Genomic DNA, 22,111 nt, shown 5'->3' on the forward strand with positions numbered 1-22,111 from the left:
CGTTCGCGCCATGGGTCGGGAGGCGAATCAGTGACCGCAGCGGCGCCGTGGAGCGTGAAGGGCATCGATCCCAAGGCGCGCGAGATCGCCAAGGATCTGGCGCGACGTTCGGGCATGACCCTGGGCGAGTGGCTGAACTCCATGATCATGGACGAGCCGGACGAGGACGACGGCGTCGCCACCCTGCCGCGCCGCTCGCCCATTCCTGATCCTTATGACCGCCGCAGCCGTTCGCGCCGCCTGGACGACGTCTATGGCGAGGACGCGTATCAGCAGCCGGGCATCGGTCGCATGGGCGCCTCGCTGGAAGTGATCGCCGAGCGTCTGGAGGCGGCGGAGCGCCGCTCGACCTTGGCCATTCAGGGCATCGACCAGGCGGTTGCCGGTCTGGTGCGCCGCCTCGAGAAACAGGATGAGGCCGAGACCGCCAAGGCCCGCCGCATCGATGACATCGCCGAAGAACTGCGCGAGGGCCATCGCCGCCTGCGCCGTCTGGAGCAGGACGCCGGGGCCGAGGCGCGCGAAGGGCTGGACAAGCTGGACGCGGCGCTGACCGCCGTCTCCACGCGCCTTTACGACATGGACGAGCGCCAGCGCGCGGGCGTCAGCGAGCTGCGCGACCGCATCGAGGCGATCGAGAAGACGGCCGGGCCGGGCGCCGGAACCTCCCTGCTGTCACAGGTCGGCGTGCGTCTGGACGACGCCCAGTCGCGCACCTCTGACGCGCTGAAGGGGTTGGAGCGGTCGTTCGCCGCCTTGGACCTGCGGATGCGCGACGCCGAGCGCCGCATCGAACCGGATCACGCGCGCGAAGCCTCGCGCTTCGAGAAACTGGCCGAGAGCCTGACGCGCCAGGTCGAGTCCAGCCGCACCGAGATGATCCGTCGCCTCGACGCGGCCGAGACCGAAGGCCGGGTCGACCGCATCGAGCGCGCCCTGGCCGCCATCGGCGAACAGGCGCGCGCCGCCGAGCAGCGCTCGGTCGCCGCCGTCGAGGGCATGGGGCGTGAAATCCTGCGGATCGCCCAGAACCTGAACGGTCGCGTCGAGAAGGTCGAGAAGATCGAAACGGGCGGCGCAGGCGTATCGGAGTCTGGCGTCGACGCCAAGGTCGAGGCCATGGGGCGGGCGCTGGAGCAGAAGCTGCAACGCGATATGGCGCGTCACGCCGAGGCCGTTGATCAACGCATCACTCGTTCTGACGATCAGCACGCCTTGGCGCTGGAGCGGCTGGGCGGCGAGATCACGCGTATCTCGGACCGTCTCAGCGAACGCATCGCCCAGTCCGAGCGTCGCTCGGCTCAGGCCCTTGACGACATCGGCCGCCGCTTGGCGGAAAGCTCGGACAAGCTGGTCCAGCGACATGACCGCGCCTCGGGCGATCTGGCCGAACGCATGCGGCAGAGCGAGGAGCGCACGGCTCGTCTGCTGGCTGACGCGCGCGACAGCATCGAACAACGCGCCGGCCGCGCCGAGCGTCGCGAGACGCCGCTGGAAAGTCCCGAGCCCGCGCCCTGGACCCCGGCCGAGAGCGCGAGCGGCGACTGGCGCGCTGCGGCCTTCGCCGATCCTGTAGAGCCTTGGTCGCAGGATCCTCTAGCGGGGGCGGTCGAGGCCGCGCCCTTCCCGGGCGATACGGACCGACATCCGGACGAGGGGGGCTTTGCTGACCCCTTCGAGGCTGATTTCCTGGAGCCTGGCCAGGGCGCTGCGCCGTTCGGTCGTGTTGAAGCTGAGGCTGTCGCGCCTGCGCCCTCAATCAGCGCGCCCGAGGCCTTTGGCGGCGCCGACATCAGCGATATTCTGGCGGCTTTCGAGGATCCGGCCGCGGACGTTTTTGAGCGCCCTGACGCCGTCTCTGCGACGACGGACGATCGTCCGCTGACGCTGGGCGACGACGAGGACGGCTTCGCCGCCGAACTGGAATTTGTAGATCCTGCGCCGCGCGCGACGTTTGATGACGAGCGCGCCTCGACACGCGACGTTCTGGACGCGGCTCGCGCCGCCATGACGCCCGAAAGCGCTGACGACGGCGCCCGTTCGGGCTTCGGCCTGAAGAAGCGCGGCGGTAAGTCCAAGTTGCAGGAGCGGTTGGACAAGCAGGCGGGCCGTCAGGGCTCGACCGTGCGCAAGGCGCTGGGCGCTTCGGCCGTAGCAGCTCTGGTCGTCGGCGGCGGCTACGCCAGCCTGCAGGTGGCCGAGGGCGCAGGCCTGCGCTTTCCTGGCGTGACCTCGCCGGGCGTCGTGGCTGGCGAGACGGGGGCGGCCGCGGAGGCTGCTGCTCCGATTGCGGCTCTGGCCCTGGACGCGACCCCGACCGACGCCGTGCCTTCCCCCGAGGCGGCGGCGACCGAGGGTGCGGCCCTGTTCGCCCGCGCCGGCCTGATGCTGGACAACGGCGACGAAGCGGGCGTCGAGCCCCTGATCCGTGCGGCCAACCTGGGCTATGCGCCGGCGCAGTTGCGCCTGGCCATGCTGTATCAGGACGGTCAGGCGGGCCTGACCGCCGATCCGGTCGAGGCGCGCGCCTGGGCGCGCCGCGCGGCCGAGGGCGGCGAGGCCAAGGCCATGCATCATTACGCCATGCAGTTGTACGACGGCGTCGGCGGGGCCAAGAGCGGACCCGAGGCCCTGGCCTGGCTGAAGAAGGCGGCCGCCGCCGGTCGCGTCGATAGCCAGTACAACGTCGCCAAGATGCTGGAGCAGGGCGACGAGGGCGTTGCGGCCAATCGGTCCGAAGCCTTCAAATGGTACATGATCGCGGCTCGTCGCGGCGACCAGCAGGCCTTGGCCTCGGTGCAGCGCCTGACGCCCGCCCTGTCGGCTGTGGAGCGTCGCAAGGCGCGCGAGGCCGCCGACGCCTTCACCGCGCCGCCGCTGGGCTGACGTTCAGCGCAAACAGGCGCGGCGCGGGGGTGGCGGTTCGCCGCAGGGGCCGCTAAGACCGGAAGCCTAGTCGCCTTTCCGGCGCCGATTGCCTGTCCTTCCAGCCGAAGGCGCGTGCCGTGGATATTTACCTGCCGATCGCCGAAGTCTCGGTGAACTGGCCGCTCCTGGTTCTGCTGGGGGCGCTGGTCGGATTCGTGTCCGGTCTGTTCGGCATCGGCGGCGGCTTCCTGATGGCGCCGGTCCTGGTCTTCCTGGGGATTCCGCCGACGGTGGCGGTGGCTAGCCAGGCCAGCCACGTCGTCGCCTCCTCGACCTCGGGCGTCATCCGCTATTCCGGCATGAAGGCGGTCGATTATCGCATCGGCGGCATCATGGCTGTCGGCGGGGCGCTGGGCGCCGTGCTAGGCGTTGAGCTGTTCCGCTATCTGCGCCTGCTGGGTCAGGCCGACCTGGTGGTGGCCCTGTCCTATCTGCTGTTCCTCGGCTCCATCGGCAGCATGATGCTGTACGAAAGCCTGACGCAGATCCTGCACCGCGTCAGGGGCGAGACGCCGCCGCGCAAGGAACGCCGCCGCCCCATGTGGCTGTACGGCCTGCCGTTCAAGATGCGCTTCCCGCGCTCGGGCCTCTACATCAGCGCCATTCCGCCGTTCGGCCTGGGCGTGTTCGCGGGCATTCTGTCGGCCATCATGGGGGTGGGCGGCGGCTTCATCCTGGTGCCGGCCATGCTCTATGTGCTGCGGATGAAGGCCAGCGTGGTGGTCGGCACCAGCCTGTTCCAGATCATCATCACCACGGCCATCACCACCGTGCTTCAGGCCGGACGCAACCAGACGGTGGATATCGTCCTGTCCACCATCCTGCTGCTGGGCGGGGTGGTGGGGGCCCAGTACGGCGCCAAGCTGTCGGGCCGCTTCCGCGCCGAGGAAATGCGCGCGGCGCTGGGGCTGATCGTCCTGCTGGTCGGCATCCAGATGGGGCTGGAGCTGTTCGTGCGGCCCAGCGACCTGTTCCTGCTGGCGCCGGGGGTGGCGGACTGATGTTCCAGATCCTGCCGCCGGAGCCGCCGCCCCAGGTCGCGGCGCCTGAGATCATCATCGAACGCTCCGCCGCCACGACCGAGGAGGTGCGGGTCGCCGCCGCCCTGACGGACGCGCGGGTGGACGTGGACTCCGGGTTCAAGGGGGCGTCGATCGTCCTCTACGGCGCCGTGTTCAACCCGACCGATACGCCCGCCGACGTGGTGGTGGTGGTGCGCGGTCCCGACGCTCCGGTCCGCCTGGTCAAGAAGACGCGCAACATGGGGGTCTGGCTGAACAGCCGCCCGGTGCTGTTCGAGGGGGCGCCCGGCTTCTACATGACCGCCTCGACGCGGCCGCTGAGCGACATCGCCGACTTCGGCCAGTTGCGCCGTTTGGGCGTGGGTGTCGATCACCTGCGTATCGACGCGCCGGAAGAGGCCCGCACCGTCACCCGCTACGGCGTGCGCGACGTGGTCATCAGCCGCCTGGGCGAGGACTATCTGGACTGGCGCCGCGCCGTCATCCGGCTGAAGGAGGCGGCGGCCCTCTATGACACCGACCCCAAGGGGGTGGAGTTCGTCGATCGGGGCCTGTTCCGCGCCGAGGTCAAGCTGCCCGCCGTGGCGCCGACGGGGAAGTACTACGCCGAGGTCTGGCTGTTCCAGGAAGGGACGCCGGTGTCGGTGTCCAACATGACCCTGACCGTCGAGAAGGTAGGGCTGGAGCGCGACATCTATGAGTTCGCCCATAACCGCCCTTGGAGCTACGGCGTGCTGTGCGTGCTGCTGGCGGCGATGACGGGCTATGCGGCGTCGCGGGTGTTCCGGAGCAGATAATACCCACCCGCTCGTCCCGGCGGACGCCGGGATCCAGTGAGAGCCACGCGCTCCGCCTTTGAAGAAGGCCAAGGCTTCCACGCGCGCGGATGCAGCCAAAGGACTGGATCCCGGCGTCCGCCGGGACGAGCGGAGGTTGGGGCTGCGCTCAAGCAGCGAGCAACCGCGTTGCGAGCGTAGCGCTAACAAAAAGGGCGGTCCGCGAAGGCCGCCCTTTCCGTTTCAGTCTGTGCCTGAGCCTCAGGCCGCCTTGGTCTGCGGCGCGAAGCGGCCGTAGAAGGTTTCGTCCTTGGCGGCCATGTCGCGCAGAAGCTGCGGAACCTTGAAGCGGTCGCCGTATTTGGCGGCCAGTTCGTCGGCCTTGGCCACGAAGGCCTTCAGTCCGGTCTGGTCCATGAAGGTGATGGGGCCGCCGGTCCAGGGCGCGAAGCCCCAGCCCAGGATGGCGCCCAGGTCGCCTTCGCGCGGGTCGTCGATGACGCCCTCTTCCCAGCAACGGGCCACTTCCACCGCCTGGCGATACAGCAGGCGGGTCTTCAGCTCGTCGATGGCGGCGAGCGCCTCGGGGCTTTCGCCGAAGGCGTCGCCCTTGGTGGTCGGGGCCAGTTCGGCCAGGCCCGGCCAGATGACCTTGGGCTTCTGGTCGTAGTCGTAGAAGCCCTTGCCGTTCTTACGACCGTAACGGCCCTGTTCGACCATGGTGGCGACGATCTTTTCGCCCTCGGTCGGGACGTATTTGTCGCCCAAATCCTCGCGGGTCTGTTTGGCGATCTTGTACGACAGGTCCAGGGCCACGTCGTCGTGCATCTCCAGCGGGCCGCGCGGCATGCCGGTCATGCGGCCGACGTTGTCGATCAGCACGGGCGAATAGCCCTCTTCCAGCATGGCCATGCCTTCCATCAGGAAGGTCGAGAAGCAGCGTGAGGTGTAGAAGCCGCGGCTGTCGTTGACCACGATCGGCGTCTTCTTGATCTTCAGGACATAGTCCAGCGCCTTGGCCAGGGCCGCGTCGCCGGTCTTTTCGCCCATGATGATCTCGACCAGCATCATCTTGTCGACGGGCGAGAAGAAGTGGATGCCGATGAAGTCCTCCGGCCGCACGCTGGCCTCGGCCAGACCCGAGATCGGCAGGGTCGAGGTGTTGGAGCCGAACACGGCGCCTTCCGCCAGCTGAGCCTCGGCGCGCTTGGTGACGTCCGCCTTGATCTCGCGGTTTTCGAACACGGCCTCGATGACCAGGTCCGAGCCCTTGATCAGGTCATAGTCCGTCGTCGCCGTGACCAGGGCCAGGGTGGCGTCGAACTTCTCCTGCGTCATCTGACCGCGCGACAGGCGCTTCTTCAGCAGTTCCTCGACGTGGGCCTTGCCCTTGTCGGCGGCTTCCTGGGTCTGGTCGATCAGCACGGTCTCGATGCCGGCCATGACCTGCACATAGGCCACGCCCGCGCCCATCATGCCGGCGCCCAGGACGCTGACTTTCTTGGGATCGGACTTGGGCGCGCCCGCCGGGCGCACGGCGCCCTTGTCCAGTTCCTGCTTGGACAGGAACAGGCTGCGGATCATCGCCTGGGCCTGCGGCGTCATCAGGGTCTTGATGAAGTAGCGCGTCTCGATGCGCAGGCCGGCCTCGATCGGCACCTGCACGCCTTCATAGACGGCCTTCATCATGTTCAGCACGGCCGGGTAGTTGCCGTAGGACTGCTTGCGCAGAATGGCGTTGCCCATGATGAAGACCTGGGCGCCCGCCGGGTGGTAGGGGCCGCCGCCGGGAATCTTGAACTTGGGATCGTCCCACGGCTGGACGGCCTTGCCGCCGTTCTTGATCCAGGCCTTGGCGGCCTCGACCGACTGGCCCTTCTCGACGACCTCATGGACGACGCCGGCGCCCTTGGCGTCGTTCGGGCGCCAGGATTTGCCCTCGGCCATCTGCATCAGGGCGGTCTGCACCCCGATCAGGCGCGTCAGGCGCTGGGTGCCGCCGCCGCCGGGGAAGAGGCCGACCTTGATCTCGGGCAGGCCCAGCTGGGTCTTCGGGTCGTTCTCGACGACGCGATAGTGGCAGGCCAGGGTGAACTCCAGCCCGCCGCCCAGCGCCAGGCCGTTGATGGCCGCCGCCACCGGCTTGCCCGAGGTCTCAAGCGCGCGGAAGGCGCCGTTCAGCGCCCAGCCGGTGTCGAACGCCTTCTGCAGGTCGCCGCCGCCGGCCAGCATGCCCGAGGCCATGTCGCCCAGGTCCGCCCCGGCGCAGAAGCCGGTCGTCTTGCCCGAGGTCAGGACCACGCCCTTGATGGCGTCGTCGGTCTTGATCTTTTCGACCAGGGCCGGGATCTCGGCGATCACGGCCGAGGTCAGGGTGTTCATCGAACGGCCCGGCACGTCGAAGGCGACCGTGGCGATGCCGTCGGCGTCGATGTCGATCTTGAAGTTTTCCATAGTAATTCGCTCCCGGATCAGACGCGTTCGATGACGGTGGCGGTGCCCATGCCGCCGCCGATGCACAGGGTGGCCAGGGCCGTCGACTTGTTCGAGCGTTCCAGCTCGTCCAGCACCGTGCCCAGGATCATGGCGCCGGTGGCGCCCAGCGGGTGGCCCATGGCGATGGCGCCGCCGCAGACGTTGATCTTGTCGTGCGGGATGTCGAGCGCCTGCATGTAGCGCAGCACCACGGCCGCAAAGGCCTCGTTCAGTTCATACAGGTCGATGTCGCCCGGCTGCATGCCCAGCTTGCCCAGCAGCTTGCGGGTGACGGGTTCGGGGCCGGTCAGCATGATCGACGGCTCGGAGCCGATCGAGGCGCCGCCCAGGATCTTCGCGCGCGGCTTCAGGCCCAGGGCCTCGCCCATCTCCTTGGAGCCGACCAGAATGCCCGCCGCGCCGTCGACGATGCCGGACGAGTTGCCCGGCGTGTGGACGTGGTTGACGCCCGCCGCCTCGGGGTAGCGCTGGTTGATCACGGCGTCGAAGCCCATGCCGCCCATCATGACGAAGGAGGGGTTCAGCCCGCCCAGGGTCTGCATGTCCGTCTTCGGACGAATGGTCTCGTCACGGTCCAGCTGGGTCAGGCCGAGCTGGTTCTTGACTGCGATCACCGATCGATCGAAGCGGCGCTCGGCCCAGGACTGGGCGGCGCGCTTGTGGCTTTCGACCGAATAGGCGTCCACGTCGTCGCGGCTGAAGCCGTATTTGGTGGCGATCATGTCGGCCGAGACGCCCTGCGGCACGAAATAGGTCGGGAAGGCCGCCGAAGGGTCGGTCGGCCAGGCGCCGCCGTCTGAACCCATGGGCACGCGGCTCATGGCCTCGACGCCGCCGCCGACGGCCATGTCGGCCTCGCCGGATTTCACCTTGGCGGCGGCCATGTTCACGGCTTCCAGACCCGAGGCGCAGAAGCGGTTGATCTGCACGCCCGCCGTCTCCTGGCCCCAGCCGGCCGACAGCACGGCGGTGCGGGCGATGTCCGAGCCCTGCTCGCCCACCGGCGACACCACGCCCAGGATCACGTCGTCGACCTTGGCGGTGTCCAGGCCGTTGCGGTCGCGCAGGGCTTCCAGAACCTGGGTCGCCAGGCTCAGGGCCGTGATCTCGTGCAGGCTGCCGTCCTTCTTGCCCTTGCCGCGCGGGGTGCGCACGGCGTCGTAGATGTAGGCGTCGGCCATGGAGCGTCTCTCTTCTTTTGTGTCCCTACCGTTCGCTGCGCGGCGGCGAACTGCATGAGGGACGGTTTTCTGGTGTCCCTATCGCTCGGCGCGCGACGCCTCGCTGCATGAGGGACGGTTGTCGTCTTGGATGGGAGGCGGTGGGCGGACGGATCCGATCATCGCGTCTGGAATTGAAACTCAGGTCGTTAGAAAGACGACGTTTACGTCAACGTCAAGTAACAAGGCGCGTGAGGTCGCCGGATATGAAAAGGGCGGGCCGTTGTGCGCGGCCCGCCCTGTCTTCTTAGCCTCAGCGGCGCGCCAGCCGCACCAACTTGCCGTTCTCTTCGTCGGTGACGACCCAGACGGCGCCGTCAGGCCCGACCGCCACATCGCGGATGCGCTCGCCCAGGCCGGTCAGCAGACGCTCTTCGCCGACCACGCGGCCGTCCTGCAGCACCAGGCGAACCAGATGTTTGCCGCCCAGGCCGCCGATCAGGGCGTTGCCCTTCCAGTCGGGGAACATGGCGCCGTCGTAGAAGATCATGCCGCCCGGCGCGATCACCGGATCCCAGTAGTAGACGGGCTGGACCGTGCCTTCCTGCGTCGTCGTCGCGCCGGGGATGGCGTCGCCGCTGTACTCGATGCCGTAGGCTGCGCCGGGCCAGCCGAAGTTGGCGCCCGCCTTCTCCAGGTTCAGCTCGTCGCCGCCGCGCGTGCCGTGCTCGATGCTCCAGACCGCGCCGGTTTCCGGCTGGACGGCGATGCCCTGCGGGTTGCGGTGGCCGTAGGACCAGATCTCGGGCAGGGCGCCCTCGCGGCCGACGAAGGGGTTGTCGGATGGGACCGAGCCGTCGGCGTTGACGCGGATGACCTTGCCGTGGTGCGAAGCCAGGCTCTGGGCCGTCGGCCGCATCGGCTTGTCCGAGCGTTCGCCGATGGTGATGTACAGCTTGCCGTCCGGGCCGAAGACCAGGGAGGAGCCGAAATGCTTGTCCCCGTCATAGGTGTCCTTGACCTGGAAGACGACCTGCACGTTCTCGATGCGGCTCAGATCGTCCGACAGACGGCCGCGGGCCACGGCCGTGCCGTTGCCGCCGTCTCGCGGCTGGGCGTAGGACCAGTAGATCATCCGGTCCTGGGCGAAGGTCGGGCTCAGGATCACGTCCAGCAGGCCGCCCTGGCCGCGCGCCGCCACGGCGGGCAGGCCGCCGATCGGCGCGCCGATCCGGCCCTGGGCGCTGACCACGCGCATCCGGCCGGGCTTCTCCGTCACCAGCCACTGGCCGTCCGGCAGCATGGCCAGGCCCCAGGGGTGCTCCAACCCTTCGGCCACGACGGCGTGCTGCATGGCGATCGTCGTGCTGACCGACGGCGCGCGGGTCTGGCCTTCGTGCGCCGGCTTCTGATCCGGGTTGTTGGGCGGACGAGTCTCGACCGGCGCGCCGGCGGTGGCGGAGGACGGCGCCTCATCCTGTCCATTGGCCCCGCAGGCGGCGAGAGCCAGGGCGGCGACGGAAGCGGCGAAGAGGGCGGGGCGCAGCATGACGGCTCCTAAACGGCGTGGCTTTGAGGAGCAGTCTGCCGCCAGACCGCGCTTTGCGCGAGCCGAAACGCGCCGCGACCGATAGTCCCGCACGAAATCCGCATCGAAGCGGCTTGAACCGGAGAGAAGGCGGCGATATACGCACCCCTCTCGCGCTCAGGGGTCGTTCTCGATCCGGCGCGATGCTCCGTAAGGGGTTGGGTAGCTCAGATGGTTAGAGCGGTGGATTCATAACCCACAGGTCGGCGGTTCGATCCCGCCTCCAACCACCACTGGTTTTCTCTAATGAAATCAGTAACATGAAGTTCTTAGGGGCGGACTGCAGCTTTAGACCCACATGGGCTGGCGCTTCGATAGGTTTTCGAGACTGTGGTAGTCTACCTGGCGCCGAAGCGAACTCGCGAAATGTCCGCTAAGGGTGGAGGCCGTGTAAAAACTCCCGGCGCTGACGCCGGGGGTCTGTGGCTGAGGCGCGCAGAGCCCGCTCCTTAGGTTCGGAGGGCTTGGATCAGCGGCTTGGTCCCCAGCACCGCCATCACCCGCTTCATGTTGTAGGCCAGGATGTGGAGGCTGATCTCGGTCTTCACGTTAGGCAACCGCCTCATGAGGAAGTGGGTGTGGCCCATCCAGGCCTTGATCGTTCCGAACGGGTGCTCGACCAGCCGCCGTCGGGTGCGCATGGCGCGGGGGAGTTAGGTCCATCCGGGTCTGGAGCGCATCAATCACCGCCTCGTGCTCCCAGCGCGTAACTCGACGCTCGATGCTGGGCGTACACTGAGGCTTGAGGCGACAGCCGGTGCAGCTGGCCCGGTCCCAGTAGCGGTGCAACGTCAGTCCTTTCTCGACGGTCGTCATGTGACGCGGCAGCAGCGCGCCGGCCGGGCAGCGATAGGCGTCTTGATCGGTCTGGTAGACGAAGTCCTGTTTGCCGAACCGGCCCGCCGCCTTCGCGCCTGAGGTCTGGGGCTTCGGTAGATAGGGCGTCACGCCCATGGCTTCGCAGGCCAGTATCTCCTCGCCGGAGAAGTAGCCGCGGTCGGCCAGCACATCGAGCGCCTCGACGCCTAGGGCGTCCTTGGCCTTCTGCGCCATGGACGCCAGCTGATGCTTGTCCAGGCCGGTCATGACCACGTCGTGGGCGACGATCAGGTGATGCTCGCCTTCGACGGCGGACTGGACGTTGTAGCCGACGATGCCGCTGCCTCGACCCGACGTCGCCATGGCTCGCGCATCTGAATCGGTCAGGGAGACCTGGCCGTCAGGTGACGCCTCGACCTCTGCCTCCATCGCCTTCAGCATCGCCATCTGGGCGCGGAGCCGATCGATCTTCTCGACCAGTCGCACGGATCGCGCCTCGGCCTCTTCGCCTTCCTGCCGGTCCGCCGTGTCCAGATCCTGCAGATAGCCGGCGATGTGCTCGGCGACGTGTTCGATCCGCCGCTTCACCTTGTACGCGGTGAAGTTGCGGTCGCGGGTGTTCACCGCTTTGAACTTCGAGCCGTCGATGGCGACCAAGGCGGCGCCGAACAGGCCGAGCTCGCGGCACAGCACTACGAACTGGGCGCACGCCGCCTGGATCGCCGAGCCGTTCTCGCGGCGGAAGTCGGCGATGGTCTTGTGGTCGGGCGCCAGCCGGCCCGTCAGCCACATCAGCTCGACGTTGCGCTGCGCCTCGCGCTCCAGCCGACGACTCGACTGCACCTTGTTCAGATAGCCGTAGACGTAGAGCTTCAGCAGCGTGGCCGGGTGGTAAGCGGGCCGTCCCGTCGCCGCGGGCGTCATCCCCTCAAACCCCAGACCCTTCAAATCCAGCTCATCAATGAAGACATCGACCACCCGGACCGGATTATCCTCGGCCACATAGTCGTCGAGACACTCGGGGAGCAGCGTCTGCTGCCGGCGATCGGCACCCTGAACGAAGCGGCTCATACCCACCTCCTGCTGACCCCGGGAGGCTAACCTAATTCGCTCGGACCGAAGGCGTTTTCACACAGCCTCGGTGGGAAGCGGACACTTGCTCCAACTGCAACAGATCGACGCTGGTCAGCGGGCACCTTAGCTGTACAGTTCCCCGATGCTGGTCCGGTCCTGTCTCGCAATCCTCACCGTCGCGCTCTCCGGCTGCGCCCAGGGCGAGACTCAGCGTGTGTCGGAGTGTTCCGCATTCGCGCATGTCGACCAGGCAGCACTCCCTTCGCACCTGAACAACGATCCTGCTGATGAGCGCCTCGACGCGATCTGGACGCGGTGGACCCAGGACCAACCCGACATCGTCTGGCGGACACGGGTGCCTGATGCGACGGTCCGTTTTGAGACAAGCGACGGCATGGTCGAGCATCCCGCCCGAAGGGAGGTCGCTGGCAGGCGATCCTCAGACGGGTGGGAAATCTATGCGCGATCCTCGAGCCTCCCCGGCCCGTTGGTTGCGTGGAGCCCGTGGGTGCCGGTGCCGCTGTCGCCCGGCGCCGCATCGCGGCTGGACGCACTGCTGGCCGAGCCCTGCCTGTGGAGCGCACCGCGATTTCTGGACGGAGAGGTTCGACTCAAAAACGGTCGATATGACTCCCGCCCCGACGGACCTTTGACAGGTTACGACGTCTCCGAGGGTGGACGCAGGTGGGGCGGATGGCACTTTTCGTGGATGGTCGGTGCGCCTGGCCAGTTGCGAGGCATTCTGCTGGCGGAGGCGTTTGGGCTACCGGAATACCCCTTGGACGAGATTGGTCCGGACGGTTGGATCGACAAGCTGGAGGGTCCGGGTTGACGGTATGGGCCTACGTCGAGGTGATGAGCCTTCCACGAAGCCCGATTTAGGACGTTGCGACCGTCTGCAATCGGTCGATTTCGTTGAAAAAGGCGTCCCGGGCAATTGGCATGAGGGCGCTGCGCTGATTCACTCTGGTCGTTGAGACCGGAGGTGCAGCGATGATGGGCGAGCGGCGGGTCGATCAGTCGGCCCTGTTCTACGCGTTCTCGTTGGAGCGGCATGTGCCGGCGGATCACATGCTGCGCGCGATCGATCGCTTTGTGGAACTGGACGGCCTGCGGACGCATCTGGCTCCGTTCTACAGCGCCATCGGTCGCCCCTCGATCGACCCGGAGTTGCTGATCCGGATGCTGCTAGTCGGCTATTGTTTCGGCATCCGCTCGGAGCGGCGCCTGTGTGAGGAAGTTCACCTGAACCTGGCTTATCGCTGGTTCTGTCGGCTGGGCCTGGACGGCGACGTGCCGGACCACTCGACCTTTTCGAAGAACCGCCACGGTCGTTTCCGCGACAGTGATCTGCTGCGCGAGTTGTTCGAGACGGTGCTGCGCCGCTGCATCGCCGAGGGCCTGGTCGGCGGCGAGGGTTTCGCGGTCGACGCCAGCCTGATCAAGGCCGACGCCAATCGCCAGCGCTGCGTGCCCGGCGACGAAGGTCTGCCGCCCGAGGCCGCCAGCCGCGCCATCGACGAGTACCTGGCCGTGCTGGATGATGCGGCCTTCGGCGGCGCGACCCCGGTGACGCCCAGGTTCATCTCGCCGGCCGACCCGGCCTCGCGCTGGACCGGCGCCAACAAGGGCCTGGCCTTCTTCGCCTATGCGACCAACTACCTGATCGACCTGGACCACGCGATCATCGTCGATGTCGAGCCGTCCACGGCGGTGCGCCAGGCCGAGGTGACGGCGGCCCGCACCATGATCGAGCGGGCGCGCGAGCATCATGATCTGTGGCCGGCCCGGCTGGCGGCGGACACCGCCTACGGCTCGGCCGAGATGCTGGACTGGCTGGTCCACGACCAGGGCATCGAGCCCCACATCCCCGTCATCGACAAGTCGGAGCGGATCGACGGAACCTTCTCGCGCAGCGACTTCGCCTATGACCACGCCCAGGATCTCTACCGCTGCCCGGCGGGCAAGACGCTGGTCCACGGTCGGCGCGTCTTCTCGACGCCCCGGACCCAGGCGCCGCCTGACGACACCCTGCGCTATCGCGCCAGTACGGCCGACTGCCGGGCCTGCGCCTTCAAGCCCCGCTGCTGCCCCAACACGCCGATGCGCAAGGTCACGCGCTCCATCCACGAAGGCGCCCGGGACTTCGCCCGCGACATCGCCAAGACCGACGCCTACGTCGTCTCCCGGCGCGAACGGAAGAAGGTCGAGATGCTGTTCGCCCACCTCAAGCGCATTCTGAAGCTGGACCGACTGCGCCTGAGAGGCCCCAACGGCGCCAAAGACGAGTTCCTCCTCGCCGCCACCGCCCAGAACCTGCGCAAACTCGCCAAACTGATCCCGCCAGCAGCTCCGGCGGTCGCCTGAAGCGGCACCAAGCCGTCGCGCCCATTACTGGCGGCGATCTTAACAGCCGCCTTTTTCAACGAAATCGGTCGATAGCAGACATTGTGCAGTGCGCTGCAATGCGTCCTCAAACAGCGATCTTCACAGCAAGTTCCAGTGTGGGTCTACGGCTGTAGCCGCCTCCAACCACCACGGATTTTCCAAGCATTGTTATAGCCTGACGTCGTTTTCAGCTTCGTTGGTCTTTGGCCGGCAGCAAATGTCGCTTCCGAATTTGGCGGCTTCAGCGGTTCAGTCGAAATTGAACTCGCATCAACTGATCGAAGGCCGATCGCCGCTTCGGCGCTATCGCGCAGACCATGCCCGGCGTTAGCCTGAATGACTGACTCTGCTCGCAGATCGGCTTGCGACAGCAAAGTCCGTTGCTCCTCGTCGTCGCGCCGCTCATGGACGAGACTCTCACGAAATCTGACGGTTGATTGACGGCGGGGGCGGAACATAGGAGGGCCCGCCGCTCCTGAGAGGCGGCGGGCCAGAAATTCAGTCTTGAATTTAATTACAGCTGTTTGAATCTCTTAGGGTAGTTCGGAAGTTCGGCGCAGGCTCCATAGCCAAGCATCCACATGATGGCGCATCCGAGTTCATAGCCTGCCTCTCCGCGCTGGGAGTAGCGAGAGCTGGCGTGAGCGGCGCTCGCGACAGACGAGAACATCAAGGCAGCACAGACGCCGGCGATCAGTTTTTTCTTCATAGTAGCCTCCCTCTACTGCTCACCCAGTGTGAGCGTGAAAACTCTACACAGGGCGACGTCGTTGCCGCTGTGGCAATTCGACGCTATCTGACAGTCGCTGTCCGCAATGCTTGGGGGCTGCTATCGCAAGAGGGCTCATACAGCGATGGGTCTTGCGGCGGCGAAGCCGTATTGAGTCGTTCAGGATGAGAACCATGGCGAGGCGCACGACTTCGGTCGAGCGCGGGCGTTCTAGGCCGTGCCGGAGAGCGGCTCCAGGCGGCGCCGGGAAGATGGAGATTGTCGCTGTTCTTGGCCAGGAAGGTTCTTGGCCTGCGAGGACGTCTCAGCCTTGCGGGATTCGAGTCGCTACGCCCGTGATCTTGCAGGCATAATCCGTCTGAGGGCGACCTGTCTGACCGCCGGTGGGCGACAGGATGCCGCCGCGGTCGCGGCATTCGGTTTCCAGCTTGTCCATTTCCTGCTGATAGGTCGGCAAGGGGCGGCCTGAGGCGCAAGCGGCGAGCGCCAGCGGGGTGAGGATGGCGGCGGTGAGGAACAGGGTGGCGCGCATGACAATCTCCTTCGACAGGTGAAACGAGCGACGAGGCGCGATGATCTCTCCGAACGTTCCGCCGAGCAAGCGGTTCAGCCCGCCAGAACGCCCAGATGCTCCAGCAGGATCTTCAGGCCCAGCGCGATCAGGGCGACCCCGCCGACCAGCTCGACGATCTTGCCCAGCCGCACGCCCGCCGCCTTGCCGACCAGCAGGCCCAGCGTCGCCAGGGCGAAGGTGGTGAAGCCGATGCAGGCGGCGATCAGCCAGATGTTGGCGTCCAGCAGGGCCAGGCCGACCCCCACCGCGCCGGCGTCGATCGAGGTGCCGACGGCGGTGGCGACCAGGGCCAGCAACCCGCGCGACGCGGCCTTGCCGCCGGCGTCAGCCGCCTCGACGGTTTCTTCGTCGCGCTTCAGCGCCTCCCAGATCATCTTGGCCCCGACCGCGCCCAGCAGGCCGAAGGCGATCCAGTGATCGATCGCCGCGACGAAGCCGGCGGCCGCCACGCCCAGGGCGAAGCCGATCAGGGGGGTGATGGCCTCGATCACGCCGAACACCAGGCCAGAGCGCAGGGCCTGGGCCACCGTCGGCCGGTGCTGGGCACCGCGCCCGATGGCGGCGGCGAAGGCGTCGGCGGACATGCTGACGGACAGGACGGCGATGGCGACGGGGGACATCATGGGAAAACACACTCGGCCGGACGCATGACAGCACGCTCCACGCGCGGGCCGGCCCCGCAGGTGCAGCATGCTGGTCTCGCTAGGCGGAGGTGATCCGCTGGTCGCGCCATGCCCCCGAATGACAGGAGGCAAGTGTGTTGACGCGACCCCGGCTGGGATATGCCGGAAGCTACTCCCCAACGGCCGCCCCTCTAACGCCTCGTTCCGAGTCTATCAACCCGCGCATGGCCAAAGGCGACAAGACGCCCCATCTGTGCTAGACGCCGCCGCTTCATTCTTCGCCGCAGGACATCCGCCCTTGAGCATTTCGCTCGATCTCTCGCGCGCCAGCGCCCCCGTTCAGGGTATGGTCAAGACGCCCGTCAACCTCAGCGGTCTGACGCGCGACGAGCTGCGCCAGGCCCTGATCGACGCCGAAATCTGTCCGCCCGAAAAGGCCAAGATGCGCGCCTCCCAGGTTTGGCGCTGGATTCACCACTACGGCGTCACTGACTTCGACCTGATGAGCGACGTGGGCAAGGACACGCGCGCCAAGCTGGCCGAGGCCTTCACCCTGGCCCGCCCCGAGATCGTCGAGCGTCAGGTGTCGAAGGACGGCACGCGCAAATGGCTGATCCGCACGGCGCCGGGCATTGAGATCGAGACCGTCTACATCCCCGACGTGGGCCGGGCGGGCGCCCTGTGCGTCTCGTCCCAGGTCGGCTGCACCCTGAACTGCACCTTCTGTCACACCGGCACGCAGAAGCTGGTCCGCAACCTGACCACGGCCGAGATCGTGGCCCAGGTTCAGGTGGCGCGAGACGATCTTGACGAGTGGCCCTCGCCCAAGGAAGACCGTCGCCTGTCCAACATCGTCTTCATGGGCATGGGCGAGCCGCTCTACAATCTGGACCACGTCGCCAACGCCATCGACATCATCTCGGACAATGAGGGCATCGCCCTGTCGCGGCGCCGGATCACCGTGTCGACCTCGGGCGTGGTGCCGCAGCTGAACGCCCTGGGCGAGCGCACGGCGGCCATGCTGGCGATCAGCCTGCACGCCACCAACGACCCCTTGCGCGACCAACTGGTGCCGCTGAACAAGAAGTATCCGCTGGACCAGTTGATGGCCGCCATCCGCGCCTATCCCGGCCTGTCCAACGCGCGCCGGGTGACGTTCGAATATGTGATGCTCAAGGGCGTCAACGACAGCCCGGCCGAGGCGCGCGCCCTGATCAAGCTGATCGAGGGCATTCCGTCGAAGGTGAACCTGATCCCGTTCAACCCCTGGCCGGGCACGGATTATCAGTGCTCGGACTGGAAGACGATCGAGACCTTCGCCGCCATCCTGAACAAGGCCGGCTACGCCTCGCCCATCCGCACGCCGCGCGGCCGCGACATCCTGGCCGCCTGCGGCCAGCTGAAGTCCGAGAGCGAGAAGCTGCGGGCCAGCGCGCGGATCAAGGCCGAGCGCGAAGAGGCCGACGCGGCCTGAGACGCCGACCGTCCGCCTAGACGCTTTGTCCGCCGACTGTGGCGCGGGCGCCCTAGCGGAAGGGCCAAGCTTTCGGGCAAGGGTGTTTTGGTTTCGTTCCCCTTCAGGCTGGGAGGCTAGGGTTCGTCGTCATGGAGACCTCGTCGTTGCCGGGCGTGCTGTCGACGCCTGAACTCCAGGCGTTTGCGACGGGCTTTCCGATCCTGATGCTGCACCTGGCCGTGACCTTCGGCCTGCTGGCGGCGGGGGCGGCGGTCTATGCGCTGCTGACGCCGTGGCGCGAGATCGCCCTGATCCGCCAGGGCAATCCGGCCGCCGCCGTGGCCTTTTCCGGGGTGCTGGTGGGCCTGGCCATTCCGCTGGCGGTGTCCCTGTCGGTGTCGACCTCGATCCGCGACATCGCCATCTGGGGCGTGGCGACGGTGGTGCTGCAACTGCTGGCTTTCCGCGTCGTCGACTTCCTGCTGCACGGCTTGCCGCAACGGATAGAGAAGGGCGAGACCTCCGCCGCCGTGGTCCTGGCCGGGGCCAAGCTGTCGACCGCCTTGATCCTGGCGGCCGCCCTGACGGGTTGAGGGGGCGGCCTTGCGCTTTCCCCACCTTCCCGACTGGACCATCTACGCCGCCGTCATCGGGGTGATCCTGATTGCGTCCCTGAACCGGGGCGAGCGGGCTGATGCGCCGCACGACTTCCATGCCGAAGAACCGACAGGGCCGTTGCTGGGGCCGATCACCCCCTTTGATCCGTCCGTCACGGTCGACACCTCGGACGAGCATGAGCCGGTGTCGGGCACGGCCTTCTCCATCGCCGGGGACGGGCGCTGGATCACCGCGCGCCATGTGGTCGAGGGCTGCCGCAAGCCGGCCCTGGTGATCGACAAGACTCGCGCCCTGGCCGCCGACGTGCGCCTGGCCGCGCGGGCGGACGTGGCCCTGCTGCTGACCGACGGCGGGCCGCCCGCCCTGCCGATCGCGCCCCAGGCGCCGCTCTACAAGGGCCAGCGCGCCTTTCACCCCGGCTTCCCTCAGGGGCGGCCGGGCGAGGTGGCCTCGCGCCTGATCGGCCGCGAGACGCTGAAGATACGCGGCCACCGCTCCTATGACGAGCCGGTGCTGGCCTGGGCCGAAGCCGGCCGTACGAGCGGGCTGAAGGGCACCTTGTCGGGTTTGTCGGGCGCGCCGGTGCTGGATCGTCGCGGGCGGGTGCTGGGCGTGACCATCGCCGAGTCCCCTCGGCGCGGCCGCATCTACACCACGGCTCCCGACACCTTCGTCCCCACGGTCGGCGCCCAGCAGCGCGCCGACGAAGCCGCTCTCGGCCAGGCGGTGACGACGCAGAACTACGGCGCCGTCTCCGACCGCCTGCGTCAGGATCTGCGGGTCGCCCAGGTGGTCTGCCTGACGACGTGAGTGAATGAGTTTCCTCCCTGTTCGCGAAGCGGACGGGGAGGTGGATCGGCGGCGATGTCGACGAGACGGAGGGACCGCTTGGTTCCGCCGTCCTAGCCCCTCCACCGCTTTCGCGGTCCCCTCCCCATTTGCATGGGGAGGGAAAGATCGCCCGGCGCCCTATTTCAGCGTGGCGCTGTCCAGGTTCAGTTCGGTCAGCGGAATGACTTCGACGTTCGGATACTTGGCCCGCAGGCCGTCGATGAACTTCGAGGCGTCTCCGACCACGACCAGGCTGGCCCGGTCGGTCGGCAGGTGTTCGGCGAAGGCGGCTTCGACTTGTTGCGGTGTGACCGCGCGGACGCGCCCGGCGTAGTCGGCCAGATCGCTCATCGGCAGGTCGTAGAGGGCGAGGTTGGCGACCAGGCCGCCCAGGCCGTCGACCGTCTCCAGCGAGCGGCCGAAAGCGCCGATCAGGGTGGCGCGGCGCGGAGCCAGTTCGGTCTCGGTCGCCGGGGCGTCGCCCAGCTTGCCGATCTCGGCCAGCATCAGTTCGACCACCTCGGTCGCCGACTCGTTCTTGGTCTGGGTCGAGGCGGTGAAGACGCCCGCGTCCGCCCGCGCGCCCAGCGACGATCCGGCGCCGTAGGACAGGCCCTTCTCGATGCGGATCTTCTGGTTCAGCCGCGAGGAATAGCCGCCGCCCAACAGGGTGTTGCCGACCGTCAGCGGGAAGAAGTCGGCGTCGGTGCGGCTGACGCCGCGGATGGCGGCGACGACCGCCGCCTGACCGGCGCCCGGCTGGTCGATGACGACGACGCGCGGCGCCAGGGCCTGACCCGCCTTGTCGATGGCGGCCGGGGCCGGACCGGCGTCGCGCCAGTCGCCGAAGGCCTCGTCCGCCAGGGCGCGGGCCTCGGCCGGGGTCACGTCGCCCGAGAAGACCAGGGTCGCCTGCGACGGGCGGAAGCGGTCGGAATGGAACACCGCCACGTCGTCGCGCGTCAGGGCGGGGATGCTGTTCACCGTGCCCGAGCCCGGCGCGCCGTAGGGGGCGTCGCCGTAGATCACGCGGCCCACGGACTGGGAGGCGATGGAGCCCGGCTGGCTCAGCGCCACGCGCAGGCCGTCCAGGGTCTGGGACTGCTGACGCTCCAGTTCTTCGGCGGCGAAGGTCGGGTTGCGCACCAGATCGGCCATCAGGGTCAGGGTCCGGCCGAAAACGTCCTTGGGCGCATTGGCGTAGACATTGGTGAAGTCGGCGCCCGCGCCTGCGCCGATGCTGGCGCCCAGCTGTTCGATGGCGGTGGCGATTTCCGGCGCCGCCTTGGTCGTCGTGCCCTGGGTCAGCAGGGCGGCGGTCATGGAGGCCACCCCCGGCTTGCCCGCCGGATCATGGGCCGAACCGGCGTTGAGGTTCAGCCGCGCCGAAACCAGCGGCAGCCCCTGCGTCGGGGCGACCAGCACGCGCAGGCCGTTGTCCAGACGGAAGTCGGCGATGGCCGGGGTGGCGGGCGACACTTCCGCCCCCGGCTGGGGCAGGCGGGCGCGCTCGGCTTCCGGCAGCAGGACGGCGACCGGGCCGGCCGGCGCCAGGGCGGCGACGGTGACGGGGGCGTCGACGTTCTTCTTCTGCTCGCTGGGCGCGTTGGCGTCGTCGGCGGGCAGGTAGTTGATGGTGATCTGGCGCTGCGGCGTCAGATAGCGGCGGGCCACGCGCTGCACATCGGCGGCGGTAACGGCCTGGATCTCGGCGATCTCGCGGTCGGCGGCGGTCGCGTCGCCGGTCATGATCAGCGCCATGCCTAGGGTGGTGGCGCGGTCGTCGATGCTTTCACGCCCGCGCAGGGCGTTGGCGACCAGCTCGTTCTTGGCCTCGGCCAGTTCGGCGGCGGTGACGGGTTCGTCGCGCAGGCGCGCGATCTCGGCCTCCAGCGCGGCCTTGCCGGTCTCGACCGTTTCGCCGCCCGCCATGATGGCGTAGGCGGCCAGATTGCCCGCTTGCTGGGCGAAGTCGGGGTTGGAGCCCGCCGAGGCCGCGATCTGCTTGTCGTAGACCAGCGAGCGGTACAGGCGGCTGCTTTCGCCGGTCGATAATATGCCGTCCAGCACCGTCAGGGCCGCGCGGTCGGCGTCCTTGTAGGCCACGGTGTTCCAGGCCAGGGCCACGGCGGGCAAGGGCACGTTCGGCGCGTAATAGGTGGCGGTGCGCGGGCCGGTCGGCTCGGGCTCCTTCACGTCGTTGGCGGGCATGGGCGTCGCCGGACGCTTCAGCGGGGCGAAATATTCGTCGACCCAGCCGTCCAGCTGCGCCTGATCGAAATTGCCCGCCACGATCAGCATGGCGTTGTCCGGGCGGTAGTAGGTGGCGTGGAAGCGCAGCACGTCGTCCAGGGTCGCGGCGTCCAGCTCCTCGATCGAGCCGATGCCCGGACGACGATAGGGGTGGTCCTGATAGATGGTCTCGGGCGTGAACAGGCCGAACAGGCGACCGTAGGGGCTGGCCAGGATGCGCTGGCGGTATTCCTCCTTCACCACGTCGCGCTCGGAGGCGAAGTTGGCCTCGTCGACGACCAGGGAGCCCATGCGGTCGGCCTCGGCGAACAGGATGCGCTGCAGGTGGTTGGCCGGGACGACCTCGTAATAGGCGGTCACGTCGTCGGCGGTGAAGGCGTTGTTGAAGCCGCCGACGTCCTCGGTCAGACGATCGAACGTCTCGGACGGCATGTTCTTCGTCGCCTTGAACAACAGGTGCTCGAACAGGTGGGCGAAGCCCGAACGGCCCGCCGGATCGTCCTTCGACCCCACGCGATACCAGACCTGGACCGTGACGTTGGAGGTCGAGGCGTCGCGCGCCGTATAGACCTCCATGCCGTTGGCCAGCACCCGTTTGGCGAAGCCCAGCGGCGGCACCTCGACCCCGCCCTGGGCGGTCGACGCGGCGGCGGGCGGCGCCTTGGCCCAGGCCGGGGCGGCGGCGGGCAGGCCGAGCAGCAGCGCCGAGGCGCAGGCGGTCAGGATCAGGCGATTCTTCATGAGGGGCGGCTTTCCAACGCCCGCAGTCGAAGAA

General features: G+C 67.9%; 16 protein-coding genes, 1 tRNA gene, 1 pseudogene and 1 riboswitch. Of the genes and pseudogenes, 9 read left to right on the forward strand and 9 right to left on the reverse strand.

Annotated features, from left to right (window positions below; all coding sequences use genetic code 11):
- Nucleotides 1-30: 30 nt before the first annotated feature.
- The 3 genes from ABC419_RS03110 (at nt 31) to ABC419_RS03120 (ending at nt 4,747) form a co-directional block, all read left to right on the forward strand.
- Nucleotides 31-2,886: an SEL1-like repeat protein gene (locus tag ABC419_RS03110; protein WP_412876388.1), complete on the forward strand. Its 2,856-nt coding sequence runs from the start codon at nt 31-33 to the stop codon at nt 2,884-2,886.
- A gap of 119 nt (nt 2,887-3,005) precedes the next feature.
- Entirely contained in the window at nt 3,006-3,929 is a 924-nt protein-coding gene (locus ABC419_RS03115; RefSeq protein WP_087138814.1) for a sulfite exporter TauE/SafE family protein, read from the forward strand.
- Nucleotides 3,929-4,747 (forward strand): TIGR02186 family protein, encoded by an 819-nt coding sequence (locus ABC419_RS03120; RefSeq protein WP_200166280.1) that lies wholly within the window; start codon nt 3,929-3,931, stop codon nt 4,745-4,747. Before ABC419_RS03115 ends, ABC419_RS03120 begins: the two co-directional genes overlap by 1 nt.
- A gap of 240 nt (nt 4,748-4,987) precedes the next feature.
- Here ABC419_RS03120 and ABC419_RS03125 read toward each other — a convergent pair whose 3' ends face one another.
- The 3 genes from ABC419_RS03125 to ABC419_RS03135 form a co-directional block, all read right to left on the reverse strand.
- Entirely contained in the window at nt 4,988-7,180 is a 2,193-nt protein-coding gene (locus ABC419_RS03125; protein ID WP_412876387.1) for a 3-hydroxyacyl-CoA dehydrogenase NAD-binding domain-containing protein, read from the reverse strand.
- Nucleotides 7,181-7,197: 17 nt separating this feature from the next.
- A complete protein-coding gene (locus ABC419_RS03130) occupies nt 7,198-8,403 on the reverse strand; it encodes an acetyl-CoA C-acetyltransferase (RefSeq protein ID WP_003166334.1) in 1,206 nt (401 codons plus the stop codon).
- A 292-nt stretch (nt 8,404-8,695) separates the two neighbouring features.
- Nucleotides 8,696-9,928 carry a PQQ-dependent sugar dehydrogenase gene (locus ABC419_RS03135; RefSeq protein WP_412877976.1) on the reverse strand — a complete coding sequence of 411 codons (1,233 nt, stop codon included), beginning with the start codon at nt 9,926-9,928 and terminating at the stop codon, nt 8,696-8,698.
- A 198-nt stretch (nt 9,929-10,126) separates the two neighbouring features.
- On the opposite strand from ABC419_RS03135, the gene ABC419_RS03140 reads away from it, so the two are divergent.
- Nucleotides 10,127-10,203, forward strand: a tRNA-Met gene (locus ABC419_RS03140).
- A gap of 216 nt (nt 10,204-10,419) precedes the next feature.
- Here ABC419_RS03140 and ABC419_RS03145 read toward each other — a convergent pair.
- Nucleotides 10,420-11,860 (reverse strand): annotated as a pseudogene (locus ABC419_RS03145) (IS1182 family transposase).
- 145 nt (nt 11,861-12,005) lie between these two features.
- On the opposite strand from ABC419_RS03145, the gene ABC419_RS03150 reads away from it, so the two are divergent.
- Nucleotides 12,006-12,695, forward strand: coding sequence for a hypothetical protein (locus ABC419_RS03150; protein WP_412876386.1), 690 nt, complete (start codon nt 12,006-12,008; stop codon nt 12,693-12,695).
- 161 nt (nt 12,696-12,856) lie between these two features.
- On the forward strand, nt 12,857-14,230 hold the full coding sequence (locus ABC419_RS03155; RefSeq protein WP_412876289.1) for a transposase: 1,374 nt from the start codon (nt 12,857-12,859) through the stop codon (nt 14,228-14,230).
- Between the two features lie 143 nt (nt 14,231-14,373).
- Here the strand turns inward: ABC419_RS03155 and ABC419_RS03160 are convergent, their stop codons facing one another.
- From ABC419_RS03160 to ABC419_RS03175, 4 genes are all read right to left on the reverse strand, one after another.
- Nucleotides 14,374-14,709 (reverse strand): hypothetical protein, encoded by a 336-nt coding sequence (locus tag ABC419_RS03160; protein WP_412876385.1) that lies wholly within the window; start codon nt 14,707-14,709, stop codon nt 14,374-14,376.
- Nucleotides 14,710-14,765: 56 nt separating this feature from the next.
- Nucleotides 14,766-14,960: a hypothetical protein gene (locus tag ABC419_RS03165; protein ID WP_412876384.1), complete on the reverse strand. Its 195-nt coding sequence runs from the start codon at nt 14,958-14,960 to the stop codon at nt 14,766-14,768.
- Between the two features lie 325 nt (nt 14,961-15,285).
- Nucleotides 15,286-15,513: a hypothetical protein gene (locus tag ABC419_RS03170; RefSeq protein WP_412876383.1), complete on the reverse strand. Its 228-nt coding sequence runs from the start codon at nt 15,511-15,513 to the stop codon at nt 15,286-15,288.
- Between the two features lie 74 nt (nt 15,514-15,587).
- On the reverse strand, nt 15,588-16,178 hold the full coding sequence (locus ABC419_RS03175) for a manganese efflux pump MntP (protein WP_412876382.1): 591 nt from the start codon (nt 16,176-16,178) through the stop codon (nt 15,588-15,590).
- Nucleotides 16,179-16,182: 4 nt separating this feature from the next.
- Nucleotides 16,183-16,358, reverse strand: a riboswitch (yybP-ykoY riboswitch).
- Nucleotides 16,359-16,476: 118 nt separating this feature from the next.
- Here ABC419_RS03175 and rlmN point away from each other — a divergent pair.
- The 3 genes from rlmN (at nt 16,477) to ABC419_RS03190 (ending at nt 19,062) form a co-directional block, all read left to right on the forward strand.
- Nucleotides 16,477-17,652, forward strand: a complete 1,176-nt coding sequence (gene rlmN, locus ABC419_RS03180; protein WP_412876381.1) for a dual-specificity RNA methyltransferase RlmN — start codon at nt 16,477-16,479, stop codon at nt 17,650-17,652.
- Between the two features lie 131 nt (nt 17,653-17,783).
- Nucleotides 17,784-18,227 carry a DUF350 domain-containing protein gene (locus ABC419_RS03185; protein ID WP_003166326.1) on the forward strand — a complete coding sequence of 148 codons (444 nt, stop codon included), beginning with the start codon at nt 17,784-17,786 and terminating at the stop codon, nt 18,225-18,227.
- A gap of 10 nt (nt 18,228-18,237) precedes the next feature.
- The gene (locus ABC419_RS03190; protein WP_125900355.1) at nt 18,238-19,062 is read left to right on the forward strand and encodes a S1 family peptidase; all 825 of its coding nucleotides are present in this window, start codon (nt 18,238-18,240) and stop codon (nt 19,060-19,062) included.
- Between the two features lie 159 nt (nt 19,063-19,221).
- Here ABC419_RS03190 and ABC419_RS03195 read toward each other — a convergent pair whose 3' ends face one another.
- Nucleotides 19,222-22,077 carry a M16 family metallopeptidase gene (locus ABC419_RS03195; RefSeq protein WP_412876380.1) on the reverse strand — a complete coding sequence of 952 codons (2,856 nt, stop codon included), beginning with the start codon at nt 22,075-22,077 and terminating at the stop codon, nt 19,222-19,224.
- Between the last annotated feature and the right edge of the window lie 34 nt (nt 22,078-22,111).

It is taken from the genome of Brevundimonas phoenicis (assembly GCF_047237745.1).
GTDB lineage: Bacteria > Pseudomonadota > Alphaproteobacteria > Caulobacterales > Caulobacteraceae > Brevundimonas.

Excerpts from the sequence above, each read along its gene's own strand:
- ABC419_RS03165 (WP_412876384.1), bottom strand. The coding sequence starts at position 14,960 with ATGAAGAAAAAACTGATCGCCGGCGTCTGTGCTGCCTTGATGTTCTCG.
- ABC419_RS03175 (WP_412876382.1), bottom strand. The coding sequence starts at position 16,178 with ATGATGTCCCCCGTCGCCATCGCCGTCCTGTCCGTCAGCATGTCCGCC.
- ABC419_RS03130 (WP_003166334.1), bottom strand. The coding sequence starts at position 8,403 with ATGGCCGACGCCTACATCTACGACGCCGTGCGCACCCCGCGCGGCAAG.
- ABC419_RS03170 (WP_412876383.1), bottom strand. The coding sequence starts at position 15,513 with ATGCGCGCCACCCTGTTCCTCACCGCCGCCATCCTCACCCCGCTGGCG.
- ABC419_RS03125 (WP_412876387.1), bottom strand. The coding sequence starts at position 7,180 with ATGGAAAACTTCAAGATCGACATCGACGCCGACGGCATCGCCACGGTC.
- ABC419_RS03195 (WP_412876380.1), bottom strand. The coding sequence starts at position 22,077 with ATGAAGAATCGCCTGATCCTGACCGCCTGCGCCTCGGCGCTGCTGCTC.
- ABC419_RS03150 (WP_412876386.1), top strand. The coding sequence starts at position 12,006 with ATGCTGGTCCGGTCCTGTCTCGCAATCCTCACCGTCGCGCTCTCCGGC.
- ABC419_RS03155 (WP_412876289.1), top strand. The coding sequence starts at position 12,857 with ATGATGGGCGAGCGGCGGGTCGATCAGTCGGCCCTGTTCTACGCGTTC.
- ABC419_RS03185 (WP_003166326.1), top strand. The coding sequence starts at position 17,784 with ATGGAGACCTCGTCGTTGCCGGGCGTGCTGTCGACGCCTGAACTCCAG.
- ABC419_RS03120 (WP_200166280.1), top strand. The coding sequence starts at position 3,929 with ATGTTCCAGATCCTGCCGCCGGAGCCGCCGCCCCAGGTCGCGGCGCCT.
- ABC419_RS03160 (WP_412876385.1), bottom strand. The coding sequence starts at position 14,709 with ATGTTCCGCCCCCGCCGTCAATCAACCGTCAGATTTCGTGAGAGTCTC.